Origin of the sequence: Halorientalis pallida (assembly GCF_004118325.1) — an archaeon.
Taxonomy (GTDB): domain Archaea; phylum Halobacteriota; class Halobacteria; order Halobacteriales; family Haloarculaceae; genus Halorientalis; species Halorientalis pallida.
Genome location: NZ_RDFA01000003.1, coordinates 97,761 through 122,266, shown reverse-complemented (window position 1 = coordinate 122,266; position 24,506 = coordinate 97,761). Strand labels below are relative to the sequence as shown.

The following is a 24,506-nucleotide window of genomic DNA, read 5'->3' as shown; positions in this document are numbered from 1 at the left end:
GGCCGGTGGGCCGTCGTCGGTAACACGGAGATAATCGACGCCAGTCGGAGCCATAAGTTATGGCCATTATCGAAGTCACGTGCGCAGCCGTGGTAAGGGCGCGAGCGAATCACAAGACACGTGGGGGTGGGGGACAGACCAGTGAGTATGAACTATCTCGTAGCGATGGAAGCCGCCTGGTTGGTTCGAGACGTCGAGGACATCGACGACGCCATCGGCGTCGCAGTCAGCGAAGCGGGCAAGCGCCTCAACGATCAGGACATGGATTACGTCGAAGTCGACGTGGGGGCCACGGGCTGTCCCGCCTGTGGCGAACCGTTCGACTCCGCCTTCATCGCCGCCGATACCGCCCTCGTCGGGCTGGTGCTGGAGATGAAGGTGTTCAACGCCGAGAACACCGAACACGCCCAGCGGATCGCCAAGAGCGAGGTCGGCGGCGCCCTCCGTGACGTCCCCCTCTCCGTCGTCGAGACCATCGAGTTCGCCGAAGACGAGGAAGCCGACGCCTCCGCCTGAGTCTGCAACTGGGGAACCTTTTTGTATTACCTCTGGTAATCGGATCGTATGGAACTACCGACCCCTGAGGATCTCCGGGAGCGTCGGAACGAACTGGACCTGACCCAGAGCGAGTTGGCGGAACGTGCGGACGTGTCCCAGCCGCTGATCGCCCGGATCGAGGGTGGGGACGTGGACCCGCGGCTCTCGACGCTCCGGCGGATCGTCAACGCCCTCGAAGAGGCGGAGGGCGGCATCCTGCGCGCCGGCGACCTGATGCACAGCCCGGTCTACGGCGTCGAACCCGACGACAGCGTGATGACGGCCATCGAAGTGATGAACCAGGAGGGCTACTCCCAGTTGCCGGTCGTCCGGGACGACTACCCCGTCGGCATCGTCGCGCACAGCGACATCCGCCACTCCGACGAGGACGACCCCGGCGAACTCCCCGTTGCCGAAGTGATGCGCGAGTCGATCACCACCGTCACGAAAGACGCGACCGTCGACGAGGTCGATACCCACCTCGACCACCACGAGGCCGTCATCGTCATCGAGGACGCCGAGATGGTCGGCATCATCACCGACGCGGACGTGGCCGCTCACATCAGCTAACCGCGTCGCAACCGCCAGTAGCCTCGCTCAGCGGCCCACCTTCGGGGCGTCGGTCACCCGTTGTCGCCTGTACCTCGCCACGTGATATCGAGTGACCACCACGGACAGCCCGACCGCCAGCAGCGCCAACAGCACGCCAAACGCGATGGGGCCGCCGGTGAGAAGCCCACCCGACACCTGCAGGAGTGCGAAGGCGGGTAAGCCCAAGGTAAAGAGACAGGTTCGGAGCGGGAACGCACGCGCCATCGCCAGGAACGCGTCCCGGTCGTCGGAGAGGTCCTCGGTCATCCGTGTCGAGCAAGCGGGAAGGGTACAGATAGGTACTTCGGATCCGGGTACGCCCCGCTTACTTCCCAGCCGCCGAATCGAATCGGGTCCCCGATACTACAGCTCCAGCCCGCGGATCGCGACCGCCTCCTCGCCCGCCTGTACCCCGCCGACGATCCGACCGTCGGTCTCCGCCACGAGCGCCTCGGCGTCCGCCGGATCGAGCGCCGCGACAAAACCAGTGCCCATGTTGAACGTCAGGTGCATCTCCTCGTCGGCCACGTTGCCCTCCTCCTGGACGAACTCGAAGACTGGTTGGGCCTCGAAGGGATCGGTGATCTCGTAGCGGAACGCGCCCATCCGTGTGAGGTTCCCCCAGCCACCGCCGGTGACGTGGGCCGCGGCGTTCGTGTCGTGGTTCCGGAGCGGGTCCAGCAGGTCGGTGTATATCCGGGTCGGCTCCAGCAGTTCCTCGGCGATCGAGCGGTCCGGGTTCGGCGGGAACGGGTCGGTGTACTCGTGGTCTCTCGTCACGGCCTTGCGTGCCAGCGTCAGGCCGTTCGAGTGGATGCCGCTCGAGGGGAACCCGACCAGCGCGTCGCCGGCCTCGGCCTCACCGGGGAACAGCGCGCCCTTCTCGGCCAGGCCGGCGCAGGTTCCGGCGATGTCGAGACCCTTGACGACTTCCGGCATCACGGCCGTCTCGCCGCCGACGAGTTCGACGCTCGCACGGTCGGCGCCCTCTGCCAACCCGTCACCGATCTGTTCGCTCGTCTCGTCGTCGGGTTCTGCGACGGCGAGGTAGTCGACGAACGCCACCGGGCGGACGCCCGCCGCCACGAGGTCGTTGACGTTCATCGCGATGCAGTCGATGCCGATGGTCGAGTAGTCGTCGATGGCCTCGGCGACGAGAAGTTTCGTCCCCACGCCGTCGGCCGCCAGCGCCAGGTAGCGGTCCCCGATGTCGAGCAGGCCCGCGAAGTCGCCCTCGAACCCCTCGGTCGCGCCGATCAGGGCGGCCGTCGCCGCCTCGCTGGCGTCGATGTCCACCCCGGCCTCGGCGTATGTCATCCCGTCGTCAGCGTCCTCGGTCATATCCGAGTTCGCGCCCGGCGCGCGCAAAAGCCCGTCGGTCGCGGGCGGTCTTCACCTCGCCTGGCCCGCCGAGTAAATTCGCCACTGTCCGTTCTCGGGCCGGAGCTCGATCCGCACGCGATTGCTCTGTTCCCGGTCGGAGCCCGCCGGCGAGAGCGTCACCGTCGCCTCGACGGTCGCGGAACTGCGGGCCTCGGACACCACCGTCACACGCTCGGCCGTCAGCGACGCCTCTTCCATCGAGTCGGCCGCCTGCTGGGTCACGTCGATCCCCTCCGCCTCGCTGTGGAGTCGAGCGTTCGCGGCCGCCCGGTCCCCGTCGTTGAGCGCGGCGTAGAATTCTGTGACGACGGCCCCGGGATCTCCGGGTGGACGGGGCCCGGGACCGGAATCGGGTGTCGGTTCTTCCTCCGGTGTCGGCTCGTCGGCCGGCGCTTCGCCCGTGTCGTCGACCGATTCGACCGAGTAGAGCCGCCACTCACCGGTCTCGGTCCGGAGTTCGATCTCCAGTTCCCGGGTGATCTGTCGATCCGTATCCGCAAACGTCGCGTCCAGAGTCGTCCGGACGACGGCCCGCCCCTCGCTCTGCTCGACAACCTCGGTGGCACTTGCACTGACGGACCCCTCGTCGAGGCTCCCGTACTGTTCTTCGGTCACGGGCGGCTGCGAGGTCTCGTTGTGCAACAGCCCGTTTGCCACGTCGAACCGGCCCGCATCTAAGGCAGCGTAGAACGTCTCGACTGCGGCGGCTGGTCCGTCGGCCTCGTCCGCTCCGGAGTCGTCGTCATCGTCGTCTTCGTCGGGCTCTGAGCCGCCACTCCCGCTGGTCCCGTCGAGTACGTCCTGACACCCACTCAGTGCGGCGACGCCGACGAGTCCGGCGATGTAGCCGCGCCGTGATGACTTGTTCATACGGATGGTTCCGATACCGGGGATATAAAACCCGTATCCGTTCCATCCGCCGAACCACGGTCAGAACAGACCGAGCCCGAACAGCGCCCACAGTGCCAGCGCCGCCGACGGGACGAACACCGCCACGAACACCGGCGTACTCCACTCTTTGACCGTGCTTCCGTCGAGCGGCCCGAACGGGACCATGTTGAACGCCGCGAGAAAGAGGTTGATCGTGAGCCCGAGACTGCCGATGGAGGCGAGAAAGCCACTCGCGAGGAAGGCGAGCGGGGCGAACATCGCCGCCAGGACGAGGTTCGTGACTGGTCCGGCCAGCGCGATCAGGCCGTTCTGCTTGAGCGTCGACCGGCCCTGATGGTACACCGCACCGGGCGCGGCGAAGAGGAACCCGATCGCCGCCCCCATGATCGCGACGAACAGCATCCCGTAGTCCGCTCGGAACTCCGCGATCTTGCCGAACCTGATCGCGACGACCTTGTGTGCGAGTTCGTGCAGGAGGAAGGCGACGCCGACGGTGACGAAACTCAAACCGAACGTCTGGACCGCTTCCGGCACCGACACCAGCTGGAGGCCCGGGATCAACAGGATACTGAACGCGACGCTCAACGCGACCCAGGCGGCCCCGAGATCCAGCAGTTCGCGGGGCGAAAATCGGACGTTCACGTCACCAACCCCCAGAGCAGGCGGGCGCTGTTCTCGGCACCCTGGGCCATCAGGCCGACGACTTCACCGGTCGACCCGATCTCGGCGAAGAAGTACGGCAGGAGGACGAACCCGAACAGGCCGCTGGCGATCATACTCCCGATGTTCGTCATCGCGACGATCAGGATGAGCCTGAACAGCGGCACGTCGTACATCCGGCCGAACAGGTCCCGGACGGGGGCCTCCTCGTCGCTCATGATCTCGTTGAGCTGATTGATGTCGCCGATGTTGACCGAGGTGTACCGGAGTTCGACGTAGCCGGCGAACCAGCCCGGAGCCAACAGCGGGTTGAGGCTCGTCAGCCAGGCGACGGCCCCGCCGACGGTCGCGCTCTGCCAGTGTGCACCCGCGAGTTTCGCCAGTCCGAACGCGATGATCCCGTTGATCAGGAACCACGAACCGAAGATCTGGATCAACAGGCCGGTCGAGATGCCCTCGACGCCGGTCGCGACCGCCATCACGAGCAGCGCGAAGATGACCAGGAATCCGAGCGTGAACAGGTAGCCAAAGAGTTTGAACAGCGAGAACCGGCGACCGGACTCGACGCCGATCAGCGACTCCATCGGCGGGAGCGTCTCGGGGTTGTCGAGGTACTCCTCGATCCCCGCACGGTGGCCCGCGCCGACGACCGCGACCACCGAGTAGCCAGCCTCGCGCAACTCGACCAGATTGTGTGCGATGTACGCGTCGCGTTCGTCGATCAGCGCCTCCGCGCCGCCGGGGGAGAACCGACGGAACTCCTCCATCATTGCAGACACCACGTCCGTGTTGGTCATCTCTGACATGTCCAGGTCCTCCAGATCCTCCTCTTCTCCGGATCCCGAGAGCAGGAGGGCCAGGGGCATCCCGACGGCGAGCCCGATCGTGACCACGAGCGCGAGGCCGTCGAGGAGGCCGACGAGGACACCTGGGACGACCCCGACGCCGCCCAGCAGCAACGGTCCGGCGAGCAGTTCCAGCGGGATCGCCAGGAAAACGCCCAGCGCGAACCCGAAGGTCATGCCGGCGACGAGTGGATCGGCGACGCCGGCTATCAGTCCGCCCAGTAACTTGATCTTCTCCAGTCCGGTGAGTCGTGCCCAGAACCGCTGGATCGTGGTCTGGATGTCGCGGTCGACCAGCGCGACGCCGAGTCCGAACTCCTCGGCGGTGTCGACCGCAGCCATCATGTCCGCGCCGGGGTCGACGTCGAACTGGTCGCCCAGCCGGGCCTGGACGTAGGAGAGCATCCAGTAGGCCAGGAACTGAAAGACCGTGTTCCCGCCCAGCAGGTCGCTCGGGTCGAGGTCGTCCGGCGTCTCGCCTTTGAGCTGGCGATACCGGCCATCGTCGAGTTCGACGGCGACCACGTCCGGGTGCTCCTCCTCGATGGTCTCCTCGACCTCGCGGACGCTGTCCTCGGAGACGTGGGCGGTCCCCAGCACCGTCACGCTCCCCTCCCCCGACGGGGCCGACGGATCCGACGGCGTCGGTGCCGACCGTTCGCTCATTGCCCCGTCATAGACAACCCCCCGTCTTACGATTGTCGGGACGACAACGCCTGCCCCACGAGCGGCGGCTCGGAAGACTCTTTTCCCGCCGACGGAAACGCCGGCACAATGCCGGATCTGATGGACACCTACATCGAGAACCGCAAGATGATCCAGCCAAACCACGCCAACAACCTCGACACCACCCACGGCGGGAACGTCCTGAAGTGGATGGACGAGGTCGGCGCGATGTCCGCGATCCGTTTCGCCGGGAGCGACGTGTTGACCGCCCGTATGGAACAGACGAACTTCCGCGGCCCCATCCCTGTCGGCGAGAACGCCCTCATCGAGAGCTACGTCTACGAGGTCGGGACGACGAGCATGCGCGTCCGGGTACGGACGTTCCGCGAGGACCTCCGGACCGCCGAGACGGAGTTGACCACCGAGTCCCACCTCGTCTACGTCGCCATCGACGAGGAGTTCGAGCCCCGGAGCGTCCCCGACCTCACCGTTTCGAGCGACCGCGGTGCCGAACTCAGGGACGCCGCCAGGAAGAGTGACGAGAACAACGAGCACGGCGAGTGAGCCTGGCCCCATCGGTCGGGTCCGAGGGCTGTCCTTTTCCGCACCGGCGTCCTATCGAGGGGCATGGGACTGGATGTTGACACCCCAGAGCCGCCGGAACTCGAAGCGTTCGACCCCAACGAGTACGAAGACGCCGAGGTCGTCGGCGACACGGACTTCCGGCGCGACGAGATCGCGGAATTTCTCGACGACGGAGCGTGGGACCGAGCGTTCGGCGAGTGGAGCGAACACACCGATCTGGACGCCGAGGACTACGACATCGTGACCGACCTGGGCCTGATCGAGCGATTCGACTTCTTCTGGGACTCACACGCGGACCGCGTCGGCTACCACGCCCCAGGCCTCCCCGAGGACTGGAAACAACACGACCTCCACCCCGAGCTGAACTCGTGGGGTACCGTCTCCTCGATCAACGCCGAACTCACCGAACTCGGACAGATCGTCTGTGACGTACTGAAAGACGACTACATCGACTGGGAGACCGACTACGAACCACCCGAAGACCTCCCGGACTTCTAGTTACTCCCGTGGCACCGCGATGTTCTGCACGTCGCCGCCACACCCCTCACAGGACGACAAGTGATCGTTCGTCCGGAACCGGCCGTTGCATTCGACACATTCGTACACTGATTCGTCCGGTCGGTACGGATCGATCCCATCCATGCGGAACAGTGGCAAAGGAACCGAAATAATCCTTTCGTTCGCGCTCGCCGGTCGGCTGTCAGGACGCGGTCCCGTTCGGGACGGTGTGTGGTGGGGGTCGGTAGCAGTCGAGAACTTCTTAACGGGTGGCCCTCCTCCTGTTAGACATGGCAGAGGTCATCCCGCCGACGGAACGGGTCTGCGAGCGCTGTGGCCGTCACGACCGCTGGGAGGAAGCGCGCGACACCTGGGTAATCGTCACCGAGGACGGCGAGAAAGCGGTCGGCAACCCCCACTGTCTCCACGAGTGGGACATCAACGGCGACTACAACCCCTTCGAGGGGTGACTGGCTCCCGCGAACGGGCCACGTTCTACCCAGTTACACCTGCCGACCGGCAGGTTTTCACGCCCTCTCGTGGTACACGTTCTCATGGCTATCGGCTGTAAACTCTGCCGGCACCGACTCCCCGACGTCGGCCACGACGCCCACTGCACCTGCGGATGGTGGCTCGACCGCAACTGCAGCGAGAACCACCGACGGTGGTGTCCCGACGGCGGGGAAGACAGCTGGATCGGGGCCGTCGAGATCTGACCGCCGGAAGGCGTTTTTGCCTGCCGTTCGTTCCCAGGCTCATGCCTACAGTGTTCGTGACCGCACCGCCCGAGGACGCCGCATCGCTCGCCGAACACCTCGTCGAGGAACGGTTCGCCGCCTGCGTGAACCGGTTCCCGTGCCGGTCGACCTATCGGTGGGACGGCGACGTCCACACCGAGGACGAGGAGATCCTGCTGGTCAAGACGACCGAGAGCGGCTACCGGGACGTCAAGGAACGCATCGCCGAGTTACATCCCTCCGACGTGCCCGCGATCGAACGGTTCGACGACTCCGGCGTCTCCGCCGAGTTCGCCGACTGGCTCGACGACTGCGTCGGCCCGACGGAGTGACCGGCCGACTGCGCCGTCACTCCTCGTCGGGAACGTGGGCTTGGGCGATCGGCTCGTCGGTTTCTGCGTGTTCCCGCGCGATCTGGACGTACTGATCGCCCGCGTACTGCCAGATGGAGTCCTCGACTTCCTTGACTACCTCCGCGGGCTGGCCCGCGACCAGCACCGACTCGGGTACCTCCGTGTCCTCGGTGACGACGCTGTTGGCCCCGACCAGACTCTCGGCACCGATGGTCGACCGGTCCAGGACGATCGCGCCCATCCCGACCATCGCTCGCTCCTCGACCGTCGACGCGTGGACGATGGCGTTGTGTCCGACCGTCGCGTACGGGCCGATCTCGACGCCCTCGTGGAGTGTCGCGTTGTCCTGCACGTTCGCACCTTCCCGGAGGACGATCTCGCCGTGATCGCCACGGAGCACGGTTCCGGGCCAGACGCTGGCGTCGGCTTCGAGCGTCACGTCGCCGATGACCGTGGCCGCCGGGTCTACATACGCCGAGTCGGCGATCGTCGGTTCGATACCGTCGAATGCTCTGATCATCGTGCGTCCCGACCGCCGCCAGTGACAAAAACGACCCGGCTCAGCTCCCTTTCTCGACGCTGTACCAGTCGCCCCCCCGGCCGTACGCGTACTCGATGACCGCCTTGATCGCGGTGAGGCTGTACAGCGGCACGACGATCGGCACGACCAGCCAGGCCCAGCCCAGGCGCTCGACCGAGCCGACCCGCCAGTCGTGGACCCGGACCGCGGCCGTCACGCCGACGACGGCCACCAGCGGCGGAACGAAGTACGACTCCATCCCGACGAAAAAGAGGACGACGAACTTCGAGAGGATCGTCAACAGCAGGAAGCTCCCGATCACGGTCCCCGCACAGATCGCAGCCGACGTGAGGTTTCGGACCTTCCGTATCGGTTGCGCGTTGGCCAACAGCTTGTGGAGGACCTGTACGTACCCGGTCATCCAGCGTTTGCGCTGCCCCCACCAGTCCCGCAGGGAGTGTGCAGCCTCGATCTTCGAGGGATGGTCGAGCTGTTCCTCGACGTCGAGGCGGTGCCTGTAACAGGTGTACGCGAAGTCGAAGTCCTCGGTCAACATCTCCGTGTCGTACCCACCGGTGATCGACAGCGCGGACCGACGCATCACTACGGCCCTGCTGGCCGCCATCCGGAACTCCGTGCAGAGGTACAGGAGTCGACGCGAGACGTAGCTCAACAGCACCGACTCGTAGTAAGCCAGTTCCTCGACGGCTCCGTCGGGCTGGGGAACCGTCCGGCCCTGCACTACGTCACACTCCTGGAGTCGAGCGACGGCTTTCGGGACGAACGTCGGATCGACCCGTTCGTCGGCGTCGAAGACGGCCACGTGATCGCTGTCGGTCTCCTCGACGGCGTAGTTGATCGCACCGGCTTTCGAGCCGGGATACCGCGTGTTCACCAGGGAGGACACGCCCGTCTGCTTCGCGAGTTCGCGAGCGCGCTCCAGACCCGCCTGGTCGTCTTCCTCGCAGACGATCAGGACCTCGAGATCGTCGTACTCGCTCGCGAGCAGGCTCTCGACGCTCCTGTCGAGGACGTTCGCGTCTCGATACACCGGAACGATCGCCGTGACGGTGTCACCGGCGTACTTCGGCGCGGGATCGGCGTCGCGACGGAGGGACCACAGGAAGGAGACCCCCGACACACCGACGAACCCGGTGAACAGCAGACTGGAGATCACCGCCTGCAGGAGGACCACTGCCAGGACGACGAATGCGAACTCGAACCGGATCGTCCCACCCAGCGCCACGTTCCCCTGGACGAACCCCCAGGCGAACACGCCACTGGTAACCCCCAGGAAACTGATCCGGTCGAGCCAGCGTCGTATCAGTTTCATAGCTCTTCAATTCAGACATGTTTTTAGAACCGTAAATGTATCTATCGGTCGACCGTCTACCTCCGCCACCCCACGATCACAGACCGAATCGATCAGTTCGGAATACGGACCTGTCAAATTCGGTGTGTCTCGCAGGCGTCAGCCTTCCGTCGGACGTTCGATCCCAGAGATAGACAGAGGGCCGTCAGCGTCGGCTCCCAGTTTTCAAATCTCGAAACTGCCGCGGTGGACTTATGTTCGATGTCCAACGATTAGGGGCCATGGCAGCGAACGGACGCGACATCGCGGTCTTCGTCGTCGGGCTCGCGGTGGCCGGTATGGCCCCGATCCTGGCGTTCCCGACGCTCGAGTTCTCTCCGATGGTCGCCCAGGTCTCCGCACTCGCGGGTGGCGTCCCGATCCACCACATTGGGGTCGTCGTCCTCGTGGCGCTCGTTGCGGCCGCCTGGGTCGACACGGGTCTGAGTGAGCGGACGAGCGACCGCGAACACTGGGATTGATCGACTGCGAACTCGACGTCTCGGCCCTCGAAAAGAGAGTCGCCGCGGTTTTCAGGGTGCGACGACTCCAGCGCCGCCTGCGGGTTCCGCGATCAGTGACGGACTCTCCGACCCGTCGGTCGACGTGTTGGTCGAACCGTCACTCGTGGAGTCGTCACCGGTCGTCCCGTCACCGCTCGTCTGGTTGGCCGACGACTCGTTCTCGTCGGGTTGGGGCTGGGTCAGGTCGGTCCGCTCCAGGGTGACCTGCACCGGCGAGTCGTCCTCGCCGATGACCTTCGCCTCGCTCACGTCCGCCGTGGCGTTGTAGACGTAACTCGACCCACTGCTCAGGTTCTGTGTCACGCCCGTCCGGATGGTGTACGGCCCCGCGGCTTCGACGGCCACGTCGGTGTACCCCTGTTCTGGGCCCCAGTTGTCGTAGCCCGTCGTGGAGTAGGGCACCGTCATGGAGAACTCGCCGTCGGGCCCGGTCTGAACGCGCTGGACGTACCGGAACGTCGAGTTCCCGGAGTTCAGTTCTATGGGGACGGACGCGACGACCGTCCGGTTGGCCGGGCCGGTCCCCTCGATGGTCGCCCCGGGAACCCGCTCGAACACCTTGGTCCACGGTGGCGAGGGACTCTGCGGTCCCAGCAGGATGCTCTGGATGCCCTGCAGTTCGGTCCGACTGGAGTTCCGGAAGTTCTGGATGCCACCGGCCAGCGAGGTGGCTTCGCGCTGGAACCCGCGGGCGTACGGACTCCGGGGCTGGAACGCCGACGTGTTCGAGTTGTAGACCAGTCGATAGTGGTCGAGCGCATCGACGGCCTCCGGCGGGTTCGGCCCGACACCCCCGAGCTGGGCGCTGCCGTCATCCTCGACGAAGTCTCGTGCTTCCCGCATCGAGTTGTACACGCGATACGGCTGGCGGTCGTCGGTCGGGAGCACTTTCAGTTCTCCGTTCTGTGTCTGTCTCGTGTCGTAGTCCATCACCACCGGTCGCGGCTGACGGCCGCTCCCGTGGAAGTACCACAGGCGGTTGACCATGCTCTCGTAGTAGCGCTGGGTCTTGAGGTTGTACCCGACTCGGGGCTGCCCGCTCCCGATGTCGATCACCCGGCTGTAGTAGTCCGTGGCCGTAGTACTCTCGTTGAACACGATCGGCGCGAAGAACTTCCCGCGGGAGAGTCGCGAGTACGTGTTGACCATCTTCCAGTCGATCATGACGTACCGCGTCTGGGCGTCGTCCTCGCTGACCTGCTCGATCACGTCGTTGGCCTGCTGTTCGTTCGGTGCGAGCAGGAAGTTCGCCGCCTCGGGCGCGCCCTGCTGGAACGGGTTGGCGTTCGGGATACGCTCGCCGCGCTGGGTGATCCAGTGCCCGTAGTCCCACCAGGACATCACGCCGTAGGCGCCGTCGGGATAGTCGTAATCGTCCTCTCTCGGGAACGCGCCAGTGAACTCCATCCCGTTGTCGGCGCCGCCCAGCGTCCCCGGAGCCGGCGTGTTGTCGTTCATCCAGTCGAGACTGTCGGACCAGCCGACCACACCGGAACTCGGCGCGGCCTGACTGCCTGTCTGGACCGCGGTCGACGAGCCGCTGGTCATCGGGACGACCATCGGTGCGACGACCAGGATCAACACCGCCATGATAGTCAGCACCTGGAACGTCTCGACCCCTTCGAGCGACCCGCTCGGGGAGACGTACTTCGCGATCAACGCGATGACGTACGCGTTCAACACGGCGACCGGCAGCGTGAGGTAGTACCCGAACCGGATCTGGGTCAGCGTCGCCAGCAGCATCATGACCGTCCAGATCATCACGAAGATGGTCTCGGCCCGACGCTCCGTGCCCCGAACGTGGCCGACCAGCATCACGACCAGGCCCGCAAAGGCACCGAACCAGGCCAGCCCGTAACTGCCGAACAGTTGCGGCAGCAGGTCGCCCAGCGGAAGTCGCTGTGCCTCACCGATGGTTCCGGCCTGTGCTCCGCCGCTCAGTCCGATGAACCGCTGGGTGTTCTTGACGATGTAGCCGAACACGTCGGGCACCACCACGGCCGCCAGCACGGCCACCGCCGCGATGGCACCGAACACCGCCGCCGGGTAGGCCCAGCGGTCGACGTCCGCGTCGTCGACCTGCCGGGCCAGCCAGGCCATGAACACGGCCCCAGCGGCCACGGCGAAGGCGAGCAACGGCTGGATGAACGTGAAGTCGACCGCCGTCAGCTCGAATGTACTCAGCGGGACGAACGAGAGGAGACCGGTGACGACGAGCGCGACCGCACCGACGAACGCGATGTGCTCCGGACTGCGACCGCGGAGATAGTCGACGTTCAGCTGGACGACGAGGAAGATACCGAAGATACCGACCAGCAGGATGGCGGGCGGCCACACCCAGATGTACAGGGCCATCGCGACGCCGGCGAGCGTCGCCCAGCCCGTGGGTCGGCGGAGCGCGTCCCACTCGCGGTTGACCAGAAGTTCCCAGACCGGCATCTCCTCCTCGGCGACCGAGACGGCGACCATGATCGCCACCACGGCGGTCATCTGGAGCAGCGCCTCGGCGACGTGGTGGTCGGAGAAGCCGACGATACTACGGTTGAGGAAACTCCCCGAGGAGAGCGCCAGGATCAGGACGCTGACCAGGCCACCGAACCGACCGCCGAGACGTTTCCCGGCGAAGTACACCGGAATCGCCACGAGCGCCCCGAACACGGCGGGTGCGATCAGGACTGCCATCGCGACCGTCTGGTCGCTCGGATTTCCGAGGCCGACGACCAGCGCCACCGTCGCGATCAACTGGTCGAACAGCGTCCCGAACTGGCCCGAGGACGTCCCGTACGGGAAGTACGTCCACGGGTCGAACGGCATCGTCTGTGGCCAGTTGTGCACGACGTACTGGGTCTGCCTGTAGTGGTACCACGCGTCGTTCCCCTGGAAGAACACCTCTCCGCCCCTGACGAAGTTACTCCAGTTTTGCACCCGGACCCACAGCATGAACCCGAGTAACGCGACCAGAGTCGGAATATGATACCAGTCTTGGACGTCTCCGAGGACGTTGCCGACGTCGAAGTCCTCGAAGTACCCCCGGCGTTGACTCATTGCCCGGGGTAAAAACGAACTCGGGGATAAGCTTTGTCAAATCGTCTTCTTCTCGCCCGCACTCCCGTGGTTCAGATACCGGCCCGAGAGGGCCCCTGTGTCCGTTATTCCACACTTTCGGCTTTCGAATCGAACACCGATACCGACACAACACTCAGGTGCGATCATTCCGAAGAGTCTGGAACTCCCGGCGTGTCCCGACCGACGCGACGGAGCGACGACGATGACCCGCGAGGACCCACAGCGAACGGCACGAGACGACGAACGCGCCATCACGGTCACCGACAGTGTCGCCGCCGGATCGCTCGTCGTCGTCGCCGTGCTCCTGGCTGCCGGGCTGGGGCTGGGTGTCCTGTACGCCCCGTCGGACGGCGGAAGTAACGTCACGCGCGCGAACTTTTCGTTCGAACACTTCCCCGACGATTCGGCGTTGATCGTCACCTTCGCCAGGGGGGATTCGATCCCGGCCGGCGAACTGTCGGTCGTCAGCGACGAGACCAACCGCACCTGGGCGGCCCTCGCCAACATGAGCGAGTCGAAAGCGGTCTCGCAGGGCTCGACGATCCAGTTGACCGGGACTGGCACGTTCGGGAAACCCATCACGACGAACACCCAGGTCCGGGTCGTCTACACTGGCGGCAACGAGACACGGGTGCTGGACCGGTGGCCGCCCGACAGCGGTGGCGGATAGAAATACATTTGTCGGGCGGGTGACGAGCGGTCCGTATGCGGGTCTCGGTCGTTCTCTGCACGCACACGCTCGATCGGTACGACGCTTTCACCGAGGCCGCCGACAGCGTCCTCGACCAGACACACGACGACACGGAACTGGTCCTGGTCAGCGACGGCTCCGAGGCCGTCTACGAGCAGTTCCAGTCCGACTTCGGCGACCACGAGGACGTCGTCACCCACTGCAACGACGAGAACGTCGGCCTGCTGGAGAGCCGCAACAACGGGGCCGAGATCGCCACCGGCGACGTGGTCGCGTTCATCGACGACGACGCCGTCGCCGACGAAGACTGGGTCGCCCAACTCGTCGAGGCCTACGAGTACAGAGACGCCGTCGCCGCCGGCGGGAAGATGACGCCCGAGTGGGTCGCCGGCCGCCCGGCGTTCCTCCCGGAGGAATTTTACTTCCTGGTCGGGGTCACCCAGCGCGGCTTCGCCGACGGTCCCGGGGAAGTCCGCAACACCTTCGGTTCCAACATCTCCTTTCGCCGGGACGTGTTCCTCGAACTCGACGGCTTCGACACCGACATCGGGGGGCGGAAGGGCGACGAGAACCTCCAGGGCGGCGAGACGGAACTCTGTGCCAGGCTGCGCGAGGCTTACGACGCCGGGGTATACTACAATCCCGACGCACGCGTGGCGCACAAGGTCTTCGAGTACCGGACCGATCCGAAGTGGTTGCTCGACCGCGCGTTCTGGCAGGGCTACTCCAAGCGTGGCATGGAAGTCCTGGTCCCCGAATCCACTGGCGAAGAGTACGACTTCCTCGGCCAGTTGCTCGGCGAGTTCGTCCCCGACCGCGCGACGGAACTGGTGACCGATCCCTCCCGCGAGAAGGCGCTCCAGTTCGTCATGCTGTTCGTGTTCACCGCCGCGGTCGGCTTCGGCTACCTCTACGGTGCGACCAAGTGGCGCTGACCGTCGGGACTGCCACCGAGGCGCGGACCGCCGTCGGTACGCTTAAGCACGCGCCGTCGCTCGCCCCCGATAATGACAGCCGGGGCGACCGAGGGTGACGCCGGGGAAGACGAGGGCGCGACTGCGAGCCTCGCGGACCTCGACGTGGCCGTCGCACACTGGGGGATCAACGCCTGGGGCGGTGCCGAGTACCTCGTCACCCACCTCGCCGAGGCACTCGACTGTGACCGGGTCTACACGCTGGGCGACCCGGACCCCGACGATCCCAACCCCTACGGCGACGTGACGTTCGTGGACGTGACGCGGGACCTCTCCCCGGCACCGCTCCGGCGACTGCAGGCGAAGGCCGGCCGCATCTTCGAGTACGCCCTCTGGGAGGACGTGGACTGGCGGGAGTACGGCGACCCGGACGTGCTGGTGACCTCGGGTGCCACCACGCGTGCGGTGATTACACCTGACGACACGCTCCACCTCAACTACTGTCACTCGCCGCCGCGGTGGTTCTACGACCTCTACCACGACCGGAAAGACTCGCTGACAGGCCAACTCGCCCGTCCCCTGGTGCGATACCTGCGGATGCGCGACGCCACAGTCGACCTCCGCGTCGACGGCTACTTCGCCAACAGTCCCGTGGTCGCCCGACGCATCCGGAAGTTCTACGACCGCGACTCGGAGGTGCTGTACCCACCCGTCGATCTCTCGGCCTACGAGAATCGCGACCACGAGGGCTTCTACCTCCACCTGGGTCGACTCGACGAGGAGAAGGGCGTTCCGGCGGTCGTCGAGGCCTTCGCGGGGAGCGACCACCGCCTCGTGCTGGCGGGCGGCCGCGGTGACGTGGACGAGGCCGTGATGGACCGGATTCGGCGGGCCGACGCCATCGACTACCGCGGGTTCGTCGACGAGGCCGAGAAGTACGACCTGCTCGCGACCTGTCGTGCGCTGGTGTTCAACGGCCGCGACGAGGACTTCGGGATCGTCCCTATCGAGGCCAACGCCAGCGGGAGGGCGGTGTTGACCCGCGACGAGGGGTTCCCCGCGATCTTCGTCGACGACGGCGAGAACGGCTACCGTCACGACGGCACCGCTGGGGGAATCCGCGACGCGATCGAGCGGTTCGAGCGAGACGGCATCGCGGGCGACCCGCGGGAGCGCGCCAACAAGTTCGACGTGTCGGCGTTCCGGAGCCGACTGCGGGAGGGGATCGAGCGCCGCTACGACGAGTTCAGCCACGCCGGCGCGTTCGCCGACCATGGTTGATACAGGTGTGGTTCAGTCACATTTATAACCCGTCCCGGCCGAACCTCGGGTGAATGACCGACGTCTCGGTAGTCATCCCGAGCATCAAGGAGGACGTTCTCACGCTGGAGAGCGTGCCCGAGGGGGTGGACTGGCAGGTCGTTCGGGAGGGGACGCTCAACGAGGCGCGCAACCTCGGCGTCGAGCGTGCCGAACACGACCGGGTCCTCATACTGGACGACGACATCTCGTTCAGCGAGTCCTTCTTCTGGGACCTGGCCGACCGGATCGAGCACGGCAAGCTGGTCGGCCATCCCGACTGGGACTACGGACTCGTCGCCGGGCGGGTGATGGCGTTTCACCGCACGGACTGGGAGCGGTTCGGTGGGTTCGACGAGTTCCTGAAATCGCACATGGGGGACACGGAGTTCGCTCTGAAGTTCGTCCACCGCGGGGACGGCGTCGCACACATCGATCCCGACGAGGTCGAACACGCCCCGCACGAGCGGTCGGTCACCACCTGGGATCGCGTCTGGCGGACCGCCTACATCGCCGCGAAGTACCCGCGGTCCGCGCCGAAGATCCTGACACGAACGGTTACCTGAGCTGGTGAGCTATGACTGACACGAACGTACTTCTGGTAGTGATGGACAGTGTCCGTGCGCGAAACTGTAGCCTGCTCGGCCACCACAACGAGACGACGCCGAACCTGGACGCCCTCGCCGACGAGGCGACGGTCTACACGCAAGCACGGTCCCCGGGCACCTGGAGCCTGCCCAGCCACACCTCGATGTTTACCGGTCTCCACGTCGAGGAACACGGCATCCGCAGGGCTCACCACCGGTTCACGGGTCGGACGTTCTGGGACGAGATTCCCCACCGGACGGGCGTCTTCTCCGAGAACATGTGGATAACTGACATGGGCGTCGGGCTGGAGGATCCGTTCGACGACATCCACGGCCAGCAGAACGTTCTCTTCCAGGAGGGACTAGACCCCGGCAACTTCGCGCTCTCGGAGGGACAGGGAGAGTACGTGAAGTACCTCAAACGCTGTCTCTCCCACGACCACCCGCTCAAGTCCGCCCTGAACGGGCTGTACATCAAGGCGGCGTGGGACTACCCCCAGCTCCTGCCCGACGGGCACACGACGGGGACGCCCGCGGAGGTGTACACGGATCTGTTCACCGACTGGATCGACGAGCGCACCGACGGCTGGGCCGCCTGTATCAACTACATGGACGCCCACCTGCCATACGAGCCCGAGGCGCAGTTCGACGAGTGGGACGACGGGACCGCCCGCAAACTCCAGGACGACTGTGGCGACCAGGTCTGGTCGTTCAACGGCGGCGAGAAACCAGTCTGGCAAATGTGCAGTTTCGAGGCCCTCTACGACGGGGCCATCGCCCAGATCGACCACGAGGTCGGCCGCCTCGTGGACGCGCTCAAGGCCCGCGGCGAGTGGGACGACACCCTCCTGATCGTAACCGCCGACCACGGCGAAGGGTTCGGCGAACCCTCGGAGGTCCGTCCCGACGCCATCGTCACCGGTCACGGCGCCGGTATCCACGAACTCCAGTTGCACGTCCCCCTGCTGGTGAAGTTCCCGGGCCAGGAGACGGGCGCGACCCACGACGAACCGGTATCGCTGACGGACACGCCACACGTCGTGCGGGCCGCCCTCGACGGCGACTGGGAGACCGACGAGTACGTTACCGAAGGGCCGGTGCTGGCCTCCTCTCACGGCCTCGAAGAGCCGATGGAGGAACGCGCCAGCAAGTTCGTCGACGACCTCTGGCTGTACAACGGGGACTACCGGGCGCTGTACACCGACCGCGGCGACCACGTCGAGAAGGCGATCACGTGGCGCGACGACTACGAGTCCGTCGTCGACGTGTACGACGCGCAGGTGAGCCGTGTGTTCGAGGGCGAGTCGGCCCCGAACGTCCGGGAGGCGTTCGCCGACCTCGCGGACGCAGGCGTCCGGGAGTCCGCCGGCGACGTGGACGTGTCGGGCGCGACCGAACAGCGACTCGAAGATCTCGGCTACATGTAGCGGTCGCCGGGGCGATAGACAGGTTGCCGGACCGGAACATACTTTGGCCGGCCCGTCCCTCCACTCCTCCAATGACAAGCGTCGCTCTGGTGGTGCTCGACACTCTCCGGAAAGACGCCTTCGACGACTTCTTCGAGTGGCTACCCGGCCGGCGGTTCGAGCGCGCCTACTCCACGAGCCACCGGACGGTCCCCGCGCACGCCTCGCTGTTCACCGGCAACTACGCCGGGGAGATGGGGATCGGGGGCGAGAACGAGCGGCTCACATACGACGGGGCGGTCCTGGCCGAGCGGTTGCGGGACGCGGGCTACACGACGCGGGCGTTCAGCGCGAACCCGTACGTCTCAAGCGAGTTCGCCTACGACCGCGGGTTCGAACACTTCGAGCGCGGCTGGCGGCTGGACGCCGGCGATCCCGACGTGTTCGACTGGGGCGTGTTCATCTCGAACTCCCACGGCGAGGGCGTGAGCCGCTACCTCCGAGCGGGCTGGAACTGCGTCACCTCCGACTGTGATACGGTGCGGTCGCTCCGCCACGGCGCGCGGCTGAAGTTCTACGACAGCGGCTTCGGTCCCTTCGAGATGGACGACGGGGCGAAGGCCGCGCTCGAGACCGTCCGCAACACCTCGTTCGGTGACGACGAGTTCTTCTTCGCGAACCTGATGGAGGCCCACGCGCCGTACAACCCGCCCTCGGCGTACCACACGACCGACGATCCGGAGTTCGACGGCGTGCGCGCGACCGTGTCGGGGAAATCGGACGTGGACTCGTCGCAACTGCGCCGGAGCTACGAGGACAGCGTTCGGTACCTCTCCGATATCTACCGGGACATCTTCGACGAGTTGCGCGCGAACTTCGACTACGTGATCACCTGCTCCGATCACGGCGAACTGTTCGGTGAACACGGCGCGTGGAACCACTGCTACGGCGTCTTCCCCGAGCTGACCCACGTCCCGCTGGTCGTAACGGGTGCGGAGGACGACGGCGAGGTGATCCACGACGAGACCGTGGTGAGCCTGCTCGACGTGCACCGGACGGTGCTGGATCTGTCCGGGGTCGACGGCGAGTCCCGCGGCCAGCACCTCCTCGACGACGCCGAGGGCGGCGTATACCTGACGGAGTGTCAGGGATTGACGCCGCGCCAGTACGACCGTCTCGCCTCGGAAGACGTGGACCAGCGGACGCTCGACAGCTTCGAGGCACCGGTGTACGGCCTCGCCGCCCCGGAGAAGTTCTACGGCTACGAGACTCGTGAGGGGTTCGTCGAGACCGGCACCGCGTCGATGGCCGACCCGAGAGAGCGCCTGGACGAGCTGAAAGAGGAACTCGCGGGTGGACCCGCCCAGACCGGCGACGACGACCTCTCGGAGGCGGTGCTGGATCAGCTGGACGACCTGGGCTACACGTAGCCGGTGGCCGTTCGCAGTGCCTGGTGTGTCGGGGTCGGTCCGTCGGGACTGCTCGGGCCCGACGAAAGCGACTTTATACGGTCGCCGGTGTACTGGTCAAATATGGTACTCGTCGTGTTGGCCCTGGACGCCGTCGACGTCCGTCACGCGGAGGACTTCGGCTGTGAGAACTTACTGCTAGACGAGCACACGAAGATGCAGTCGGTCGCGCACAGGCTCGAACACCCGCACACGGGCGAGGCCTGGCCCTCCATCGCGACCGGCCTCCACCCGACGGAACACGGCATGACGGGCCACGGGGAGTGGGACAGTCAGTTCCTGACCGCGCTCTCGCGGATCGCACACACCCTGAACGTCAGCGGGAACATCCGGAGTCGGATCGGGGACGCCATCAAGCAGAACACGGGGCAGGACTGGAGTCTCCAGATCGTGGACGAGCCGACCTTCCTCGACGGGGAGTACCGGGCCGTCCACAACTGGCCAGGGGTCTACCGCAACGAGGCACTGCACTACATTTGGGGGCTGTTCGAGGAGGTCAAGGAGGACCGGATGTCCGAGGAGACCTTGATCAGGGAGACCTACACCGAGGCCGCCAGCAAGTTCGGCTGGGTCCACGAGGCGATCACCCACGACATCCAGATCGCCGCCACCCACATTCACGTCATCGACGTGCTCGGCCACATCTACTCGGACGACCGAGCGGCGTATCGGCAGGTGTACGAGGACGTGGACGAGCGGGTCGGCGAGGTGAGAGAAGCGCTGGGCGAGGACGACGAACTCCTGATCCTGAGCGACCACGGCATGGAGACGACGTGGCTGGACGACGACGACCCGGGCACCCACTCCTGGCGGGCCATCGCCTCGACGACGGTCGGATCGCCGCCCGAACACGCCCTCGACGTCAAGGAGTGGGTCGAAGACCACGTCCAGGAGATCGACCCCGAGCGGACACGGGCCGACATCCCCGAAGATCAGCTCCGCGAACTCGGCTACATCGACTGAATGTCCCCCACCCTCCACGACGATGAGTGATCGCTCGGACTTCGGCGAGCAGGTCGGGTTCGGGTTCGTCGGTCGGCTCCTGACGGCGGCCCTGGGGCTGGTCGGGACCGTCGTCGTCGCCCGGATGACCATTCCGGAAGTCTACGGGCTGTACTTTTTCATCTACGGCGTGGCCGACACGCTGAACAACCCCTTCGGTGGCTGGGTCGAGGGCTGTCGCAAACGCATCACCGAGAGCGAGGCCGAGGAAGGCGAGATCATGGGTGCGTACGCGCTCGGTCTCGCGCTGTTCACCGCCTTCGGCGTCGCGGTGATCGCGCTCGTCGGTGAGTTCGGGGCGGGATACGTCCCTGTCGACGGGCTCGAACAGCACTGGCCGGTACTGGCCGCGCTGTTCGTCGGCCTGAACCTCACCCAGCAGACGGGGATGATCCTCAGCGTCCGGCCGAACTTCGGGTACCACAGCTGGATCGACCTCCTCAAGACCGTCCTGAAGTACGTCGGACAGATCGGACTCGTCGTCCTGGGCTACGAGGCCGGCGGCCTCGTGTTGGGGACGGCGCTCGCGCTCGTCGTGGTCGCGCCGCTGCCCTTCCGGCTCATCGGCGTCCGACCGCAACTGCCGACCCGCGCGACCGTCCGTCGGATCTGGACGTTCGCCAAGCCGAAATTTCCCCAGAGTATGCTCAACACGATGATGGGGCGGATCGACACTATCCTGATCGGCGTCCTGGCGACGAGCGCGTTCGTCGGGTACTACAACGTCGCCCTCCGCATCTCCGCGCCGGCGATCTTCGTCACGCAGCTGATCTCGAACGGGGCCTACGGCGACATCAGCGACCTGCACAGCCGGGGCGAGGCGGTCGCGGAACGACTGCGCCACGCCGCCTCGTACAGCAGCGTCCTGTCGGTCCCGCTGTTTTTCGGCGCGCTCATCCTCGGCCGGGAGATTCTGGTCACCGCCTACGAGCCGAAGTACGCCGCGGCCGGCACGTTCCTCGTGTTGATCGCACTCTATCGGTTGCTCATCACGCAGGAACAGGTCTTCGCCTCCGCGATCAACGGCCTCGACATGCCCTACACCAGTTTCCGAATCTCGTTGGTGAAGTTCGTCACGAACGTCGTGGGCAGCGTCGGGCTGTTCTTCGTGATGGGGCCACTCGGCGTCGTCGTGGGCTCGACCATCGCTCAGTTCGTCACGTACGCGCTGTCGGTCTACGTCGTCAAGGTGAAAGTGCCGTCGCTCACCATCGTTCCGAAGCCACTGCTCCACCAGCTGGTGAGCGGCGTCGTCATGGCGGGTGCGATCCTGGGACTGCGACAGGTAGTCCCGGTGCGCTCGTGGGTGTATGTGGTCGCTCTGGTCGGGGCTGGTGCAGCGGTCTACGGGGTCGTCCTGCTGGCGGTCAGCGAACACCACCGGGCGACGTTGCGAAACGTCTCGGGCGGCCTGCTGGGGAAGGTCGTTCCATGAGGACTCCGCGATCGGTCGCCGCGCTGAAGGGAAGGGACTAAATCGGGACGTTAGCAACACTGCTCCATGGCCCAGAACGTCGTCCTGGTGACGGTCGACTCGCTCCGGGCGGATCACGTGGGGTGTTACGGGTACGGCCGGGACACGACGCCGGAACTCGACGGGTACGCCGAGGACGGGCACCGGTTCAGCGCCGCGTTCACCCACGCCTGTGCCACCCGGCCGTCGTTCCCCGCGATAATGACCTCGTCACACCCGCTGATGTACGGGGGCTTCGAGCGCCTCTCCGAAAATCGGACGCTCGTCTCGGAGGTCCTCTCCGAACAGGGGTACGCTACCGGGGGATTCCACTCCAATCTCTACCTGAGCGCCGAATTCGGCTACGAACGCGGCTTCGACACGCTGTACGACTCCCGGGCCGACCCGTCGCTGATGACCCGGCTCCGGCAGGCCGTCAAGGACAATCTCGATTCGGACGGCCTCGCCTACCGCGCGCTCGAAAAACTGTACCAGGGCACCGAGAAGGCCGCGGGCGTCGACGTCGGCTCGTACTACGTCTCGGCCGAAGACATCACCGACCGGGCACTGGAGTGGGCCGCCGACCAGGACGACCGCCCGACCTTCCTCTGGGTCCACTACATGGACCCCCACCACCCCTACTCGCCGCCCGAGGAGCACCAGATATACTCCGACATCAGTCGCCGCGAAGGCGTCAAACTCCGGCCGAAGATGATGGAGAACGACGAGGACGTTACCGAGGACGAACTCCAGACGCTGATCGACCTGTACGACGGCGAGATCAGATACACCGACGCCCAGATCGGCCGGTTGCTCTCCTCGCTCGAAACCCAGTGGGACGACTGGACGGCCATCGTCACGGCCGACCACGGCGAGGAGTTCCGCGACCACGGCGAGTTCTTCCACCAGAACCGCTTCTACGACGAAGTGATGCACGTCCCGCTGATCGTCTACGACGGGGGTTCGTCGGGCACCCACGACGAGATGGTCGGGCTCATGGATATCGCGCCGACGGCGGCGACGCTGGCCGGCGTCGAGACACTGCCGGAGAACTTCTGGGGGCATCCGCTGGAGCCGCTCCTCGAGGGGCGGCCCGAGGACTGGGAGCGTGAGGGTGTCTGTGGGAGCTGGTACGACGTGCCCACTGGAACCGAACGCTTCGCCTACCGGACGGCCGACTGGAAGTACATCCGGGACTACGTCCACGACGCCGAGGAGCTGTACGACCTGCAGGCCGACCCGGACGAGCGGTCGAATCTGCTCGCCGCCGACCACGCGGACCCGGACGTGCTCGACGGGATGCGCCGTGTCGTCGACGACCTGGAAGCGGACATCGAATCGACCGACACCGACGTGGAATCCGTCGAGATGGACGACGAGATCAAAGAGCGACTCCGGAACCTCGGCTATCAGGAGTAGTCGTCCAGTGCTGACGGCGGTTCGCTCTCGTGTTCCCAGACGAGTTCGAAGTACCGCTGGAGCCCGGCGACGAACGACCCGTTGTCGGTCAGCGCGGCCTGTCGCATATGGAGGGGGACGTCTTTCTCCTCGACGAGGATGATCGCGCGGCCGGTCTCGTAGTCCATGCTCGGGTCGGTGACGGTCCCGCGCCAGGGGAGTTTCTCACTGCTGAACCGGAGATCGACCGTAGGGAACTCCGAGCGTATCCGCTCGACGATCTCGGCCTGAATCGGACGGTTCTCGGCTTCCAGGAGGTCGGGGTGGAGAAAGAGCGCGTCCACGTCGATCCCGCGGTCGATGGCGTCCTCGAAGGCCGGTCGAACGGCGTCGAAGTACTCGAAGCTCTTGGTGATGATCCGGACCCGGTCGTCGGCTTCGTGGTAGAGCTGGCGGGTCTCCCGTTCGCTGGGCTGGCCCACGTCGACGACGTGGAACAGTTCCTCTGTGGGCGTGATGTCCTCACTGGCGCGCTCGAAACGGGGCCGAAACTCCGCGAGGAACGCCGCACGGACGGCCTCCAGTTCCTGGACGAACCCCTCGAACTCCTGGCGACGGTTCTCCTCGGCCCGGTCGAGGATCTCTTCCGGGGACTTTGGCTGGTACTCCTTCGGCCGACCGGGGATGATCTTGATGAACCCTCGGTCCGACAGCGAGTCCAGTACGCCGTAGATACGGGCCTTCGGGATGCCCGTCGCCTGCGCCAGGTTCGGGGCCGTCGTCCGTCCCAGCGTCAGCAACTCCTGCAACGCCGTCGCCTCGTACTCCGTGAGGCCGAGCCGATCCAGCAGGCCGACCGCTTCGTCGGTCATGTATCGGCTTGTCGCCGGCCGGCCTTGTAAAATCGCCGAAAGGTATTTACGATCCGTAGCCAAACAAGTTACTCACAGACTGAGTAACTATGTCGAACGACCGGCCACAACAGGACGCCGACGAGCATCTGGAGGACGTGAGCGACGGGTGCGGGTGTACCGAAATGTGGGAACACATGAGCGACCACCGCGACGAGGAGTGAAGCCG

At 65.7% G+C, this 24,506-nt stretch carries 27 protein-coding genes; 17 read left to right on the top strand and 10 right to left on the bottom strand.

Annotation, left to right across the window (positions count from 1 at the left end; genetic code table 11):
• Positions 1–147 precede the first annotated feature (147 nt).
• Both EAF64_RS09315 and EAF64_RS09310 read left to right on the top strand, forming a co-directional pair.
• Complete coding sequence (locus EAF64_RS09315) at positions 148–516, top strand: DUF555 domain-containing protein (RefSeq protein WP_129068715.1); 369 nt, start codon at positions 148–150, stop codon at positions 514–516.
• A gap of 48 nt (positions 517–564) precedes the next feature.
• Positions 565–1,107 (top strand): CBS domain-containing protein, encoded by a 543-nt coding sequence (locus tag EAF64_RS09310; protein ID WP_129068714.1) that lies wholly within the window; start codon positions 565–567, stop codon positions 1,105–1,107.
• Positions 1,108–1,134: 27 nt separating this feature from the next.
• Here EAF64_RS09310 and EAF64_RS09305 read toward each other — a convergent pair whose 3' ends face one another.
• The 5 genes from EAF64_RS09305 to EAF64_RS09285 all read right to left on the bottom strand — a co-directional run bounded on the left by EAF64_RS09305 (position 1,135) and on the right by EAF64_RS09285 (position 5,573).
• Positions 1,135–1,395 (bottom strand): hypothetical protein, encoded by a 261-nt coding sequence (locus EAF64_RS09305; RefSeq protein WP_129068713.1) that lies wholly within the window; start codon positions 1,393–1,395, stop codon positions 1,135–1,137.
• A gap of 96 nt (positions 1,396–1,491) precedes the next feature.
• Entirely contained in the window at positions 1,492–2,469 is a 978-nt protein-coding gene (gene purM, locus EAF64_RS09300; RefSeq protein ID WP_129068712.1) for a phosphoribosylformylglycinamidine cyclo-ligase, read from the bottom strand.
• A 51-nt stretch (positions 2,470–2,520) separates the two neighbouring features.
• Positions 2,521–3,381 carry a DUF3828 domain-containing protein gene (locus EAF64_RS09295; RefSeq protein WP_129068711.1) on the bottom strand — a complete coding sequence of 287 codons (861 nt, stop codon included), beginning with the start codon at positions 3,379–3,381 and terminating at the stop codon, positions 2,521–2,523.
• 60 nt (positions 3,382–3,441) lie between these two features.
• Positions 3,442–4,044 carry a metalloprotease gene (locus tag EAF64_RS09290; RefSeq protein WP_227738924.1) on the bottom strand — a complete coding sequence of 201 codons (603 nt, stop codon included), beginning with the start codon at positions 4,042–4,044 and terminating at the stop codon, positions 3,442–3,444.
• A complete protein-coding gene (locus tag EAF64_RS09285) occupies positions 4,041–5,573 on the bottom strand; it encodes a TraB/GumN family protein (protein WP_129068709.1) in 1,533 nt (510 codons plus the stop codon). The genes EAF64_RS09290 and EAF64_RS09285 overlap by 4 nt, the downstream gene beginning before the upstream one ends.
• Positions 5,574–5,681: 108 nt before the next feature.
• On the opposite strand from EAF64_RS09285, the gene EAF64_RS09280 reads away from it, so the two are divergent.
• Together EAF64_RS09280 and EAF64_RS09275 are read left to right on the top strand one after the other, a co-directional pair.
• The gene (locus EAF64_RS09280; RefSeq protein ID WP_129068708.1) at positions 5,682–6,137 is read left to right on the top strand and encodes an acyl-CoA thioesterase; all 456 of its coding nucleotides are present in this window, start codon (positions 5,682–5,684) and stop codon (positions 6,135–6,137) included.
• A gap of 63 nt (positions 6,138–6,200) precedes the next feature.
• Positions 6,201–6,656 (top strand): hypothetical protein, encoded by a 456-nt coding sequence (locus EAF64_RS09275; RefSeq protein ID WP_129068707.1) that lies wholly within the window; start codon positions 6,201–6,203, stop codon positions 6,654–6,656.
• On the opposite strand, the gene EAF64_RS09270 is transcribed toward EAF64_RS09275, so the two are convergent.
• A complete protein-coding gene (locus tag EAF64_RS09270; RefSeq protein ID WP_129068706.1) occupies positions 6,657–6,800 on the bottom strand; it encodes a rubrerythrin-like domain-containing protein in 144 nt (47 codons plus the stop codon).
• A gap of 146 nt (positions 6,801–6,946) precedes the next feature.
• Between EAF64_RS09270 and EAF64_RS09265 the strand changes: the two genes are divergently transcribed.
• From EAF64_RS09265 to cutA, 3 genes are all read left to right on the top strand, one after another.
• Positions 6,947–7,126, top strand: a complete 180-nt coding sequence (locus EAF64_RS09265; protein ID WP_129068705.1) for an HEWD family protein — start codon at positions 6,947–6,949, stop codon at positions 7,124–7,126.
• A gap of 84 nt (positions 7,127–7,210) precedes the next feature.
• Positions 7,211–7,372, top strand: coding sequence for a hypothetical protein (locus EAF64_RS20945; protein ID WP_193767632.1), 162 nt, complete (start codon positions 7,211–7,213; stop codon positions 7,370–7,372).
• 41 nt (positions 7,373–7,413) lie between these two features.
• Positions 7,414–7,725 carry a divalent-cation tolerance protein CutA gene (cutA, locus tag EAF64_RS09260; RefSeq protein WP_129068704.1) on the top strand — a complete coding sequence of 104 codons (312 nt, stop codon included), beginning with the start codon at positions 7,414–7,416 and terminating at the stop codon, positions 7,723–7,725.
• A gap of 16 nt (positions 7,726–7,741) precedes the next feature.
• Here cutA and EAF64_RS09255 read toward each other — a convergent pair whose 3' ends face one another.
• Positions 7,742–8,266, bottom strand: coding sequence for a gamma carbonic anhydrase family protein (locus EAF64_RS09255; protein ID WP_129068703.1), 525 nt, complete (start codon positions 8,264–8,266; stop codon positions 7,742–7,744).
• A 40-nt stretch (positions 8,267–8,306) separates the two neighbouring features.
• Entirely contained in the window at positions 8,307–9,599 is a 1,293-nt protein-coding gene (locus tag EAF64_RS09250) for a glycosyltransferase (protein WP_129068702.1), read from the bottom strand.
• 260 nt (positions 9,600–9,859) lie between these two features.
• On the opposite strand from EAF64_RS09250, the gene EAF64_RS09245 reads away from it, so the two are divergent.
• The gene (locus EAF64_RS09245; RefSeq protein ID WP_129068701.1) at positions 9,860–10,099 is read left to right on the top strand and encodes a hypothetical protein; all 240 of its coding nucleotides are present in this window, start codon (positions 9,860–9,862) and stop codon (positions 10,097–10,099) included.
• Between the two features lie 51 nt (positions 10,100–10,150).
• Here the strand turns inward: EAF64_RS09245 and EAF64_RS09240 are convergent, their stop codons facing one another.
• On the bottom strand, positions 10,151–13,186 hold the full coding sequence (locus tag EAF64_RS09240; protein WP_129068700.1) for an oligosaccharyl transferase, archaeosortase A system-associated: 3,036 nt from the start codon (positions 13,184–13,186) through the stop codon (positions 10,151–10,153).
• Positions 13,187–13,409: 223 nt separating this feature from the next.
• Between EAF64_RS09240 and EAF64_RS09235 the strand changes: the two genes are divergently transcribed.
• The 9 genes from EAF64_RS09235 to EAF64_RS09195 all read left to right on the top strand — a co-directional run bounded on the left by EAF64_RS09235 (position 13,410) and on the right by EAF64_RS09195 (position 23,447).
• Entirely contained in the window at positions 13,410–13,877 is a 468-nt protein-coding gene (locus tag EAF64_RS09235; protein WP_129068699.1) for a hypothetical protein, read from the top strand.
• 35 nt (positions 13,878–13,912) lie between these two features.
• A complete protein-coding gene (gene aglG / locus EAF64_RS09230) occupies positions 13,913–14,833 on the top strand; it encodes a glucosyl-dolichyl phosphate glucuronosyltransferase (protein ID WP_129068698.1) in 921 nt (306 codons plus the stop codon).
• A gap of 72 nt (positions 14,834–14,905) precedes the next feature.
• Positions 14,906–16,093 (top strand): glycosyltransferase, encoded by a 1,188-nt coding sequence (locus EAF64_RS09225; RefSeq protein ID WP_129068697.1) that lies wholly within the window; start codon positions 14,906–14,908, stop codon positions 16,091–16,093.
• Between the two features lie 53 nt (positions 16,094–16,146).
• Positions 16,147–16,677: a glycosyltransferase family 2 protein gene (locus EAF64_RS09220; protein WP_129068696.1), complete on the top strand. Its 531-nt coding sequence runs from the start codon at positions 16,147–16,149 to the stop codon at positions 16,675–16,677.
• An 11-nt stretch (positions 16,678–16,688) separates the two neighbouring features.
• On the top strand, positions 16,689–18,125 hold the full coding sequence (locus EAF64_RS09215) for a sulfatase (RefSeq protein ID WP_129068695.1): 1,437 nt from the start codon (positions 16,689–16,691) through the stop codon (positions 18,123–18,125).
• 71 nt (positions 18,126–18,196) lie between these two features.
• On the top strand, positions 18,197–19,534 hold the full coding sequence (locus EAF64_RS09210) for a sulfatase-like hydrolase/transferase (RefSeq protein ID WP_129068694.1): 1,338 nt from the start codon (positions 18,197–18,199) through the stop codon (positions 19,532–19,534).
• Between the two features lie 102 nt (positions 19,535–19,636).
• Positions 19,637–20,536, top strand: coding sequence for an alkaline phosphatase family protein (locus EAF64_RS09205; RefSeq protein WP_129068693.1), 900 nt, complete (start codon positions 19,637–19,639; stop codon positions 20,534–20,536).
• 22 nt (positions 20,537–20,558) lie between these two features.
• Positions 20,559–22,010 (top strand): lipopolysaccharide biosynthesis protein, encoded by a 1,452-nt coding sequence (locus EAF64_RS09200; protein WP_129068692.1) that lies wholly within the window; start codon positions 20,559–20,561, stop codon positions 22,008–22,010.
• Between the two features lie 66 nt (positions 22,011–22,076).
• On the top strand, positions 22,077–23,447 hold the full coding sequence (locus EAF64_RS09195) for a sulfatase (protein WP_129068691.1): 1,371 nt from the start codon (positions 22,077–22,079) through the stop codon (positions 23,445–23,447).
• On the opposite strand, the gene EAF64_RS09190 is transcribed toward EAF64_RS09195, so the two are convergent.
• Positions 23,438–24,298 carry a TrmB family transcriptional regulator gene (locus EAF64_RS09190; protein ID WP_129068690.1) on the bottom strand — a complete coding sequence of 287 codons (861 nt, stop codon included), beginning with the start codon at positions 24,296–24,298 and terminating at the stop codon, positions 23,438–23,440. The genes EAF64_RS09195 and EAF64_RS09190 overlap by 10 nt on opposite strands.
• Positions 24,299–24,506: the final 208 nt, after the last annotated feature.

Coding starts and splice junctions, on each gene's coding strand:
- EAF64_RS09240 (WP_129068700.1), bottom strand. CDS start 13,186: ATGAGTCAACGCCGGGGGTACTTCGAGGACTTCGACGTCGGCAACGTC.
- EAF64_RS09285 (WP_129068709.1), bottom strand. CDS start 5,573: ATGAGCGAACGGTCGGCACCGACGCCGTCGGATCCGTCGGCCCCGTCG.
- EAF64_RS09220 (WP_129068696.1), top strand. CDS start 16,147: ATGACCGACGTCTCGGTAGTCATCCCGAGCATCAAGGAGGACGTTCTC.
- EAF64_RS09265 (WP_129068705.1), top strand. CDS start 6,947: ATGGCAGAGGTCATCCCGCCGACGGAACGGGTCTGCGAGCGCTGTGGC.
- EAF64_RS09225 (WP_129068697.1), top strand. CDS start 14,906: ATGACAGCCGGGGCGACCGAGGGTGACGCCGGGGAAGACGAGGGCGCG.
- EAF64_RS09280 (WP_129068708.1), top strand. CDS start 5,682: ATGCCGGATCTGATGGACACCTACATCGAGAACCGCAAGATGATCCAG.
- EAF64_RS09315 (WP_129068715.1), top strand. CDS start 148: ATGAACTATCTCGTAGCGATGGAAGCCGCCTGGTTGGTTCGAGACGTC.
- purM (WP_129068712.1), bottom strand. CDS start 2,469: ATGACCGAGGACGCTGACGACGGGATGACATACGCCGAGGCCGGGGTG.
- aglG (WP_129068698.1), top strand. CDS start 13,913: ATGCGGGTCTCGGTCGTTCTCTGCACGCACACGCTCGATCGGTACGAC.
- EAF64_RS09205 (WP_129068693.1), top strand. CDS start 19,637: ATGGTACTCGTCGTGTTGGCCCTGGACGCCGTCGACGTCCGTCACGCG.
- EAF64_RS09190 (WP_129068690.1), bottom strand. CDS start 24,298: ATGACCGACGAAGCGGTCGGCCTGCTGGATCGGCTCGGCCTCACGGAG.
- EAF64_RS09235 (WP_129068699.1), top strand. CDS start 13,410: ATGACCCGCGAGGACCCACAGCGAACGGCACGAGACGACGAACGCGCC.
- EAF64_RS09255 (WP_129068703.1), bottom strand. CDS start 8,266: ATGATCAGAGCATTCGACGGTATCGAACCGACGATCGCCGACTCGGCG.
- cutA (WP_129068704.1), top strand. CDS start 7,414: ATGCCTACAGTGTTCGTGACCGCACCGCCCGAGGACGCCGCATCGCTC.
- EAF64_RS09270 (WP_129068706.1), bottom strand. CDS start 6,800: ATGGATGGGATCGATCCGTACCGACCGGACGAATCAGTGTACGAATGT.
- EAF64_RS09275 (WP_129068707.1), top strand. CDS start 6,201: ATGGGACTGGATGTTGACACCCCAGAGCCGCCGGAACTCGAAGCGTTC.
- EAF64_RS09215 (WP_129068695.1), top strand. CDS start 16,689: ATGACTGACACGAACGTACTTCTGGTAGTGATGGACAGTGTCCGTGCG.
- EAF64_RS09310 (WP_129068714.1), top strand. CDS start 565: ATGGAACTACCGACCCCTGAGGATCTCCGGGAGCGTCGGAACGAACTG.
- EAF64_RS09210 (WP_129068694.1), top strand. CDS start 18,197: ATGACAAGCGTCGCTCTGGTGGTGCTCGACACTCTCCGGAAAGACGCC.
- EAF64_RS09295 (WP_129068711.1), bottom strand. CDS start 3,381: ATGAACAAGTCATCACGGCGCGGCTACATCGCCGGACTCGTCGGCGTC.
- EAF64_RS09250 (WP_129068702.1), bottom strand. CDS start 9,599: ATGAAACTGATACGACGCTGGCTCGACCGGATCAGTTTCCTGGGGGTT.
- EAF64_RS09195 (WP_129068691.1), top strand. CDS start 22,077: ATGGCCCAGAACGTCGTCCTGGTGACGGTCGACTCGCTCCGGGCGGAT.
- EAF64_RS20945 (WP_193767632.1), top strand. CDS start 7,211: ATGGCTATCGGCTGTAAACTCTGCCGGCACCGACTCCCCGACGTCGGC.
- EAF64_RS09200 (WP_129068692.1), top strand. CDS start 20,559: ATGAGTGATCGCTCGGACTTCGGCGAGCAGGTCGGGTTCGGGTTCGTC.
- EAF64_RS09245 (WP_129068701.1), top strand. CDS start 9,860: ATGGCAGCGAACGGACGCGACATCGCGGTCTTCGTCGTCGGGCTCGCG.
- EAF64_RS09305 (WP_129068713.1), bottom strand. CDS start 1,395: ATGACCGAGGACCTCTCCGACGACCGGGACGCGTTCCTGGCGATGGCG.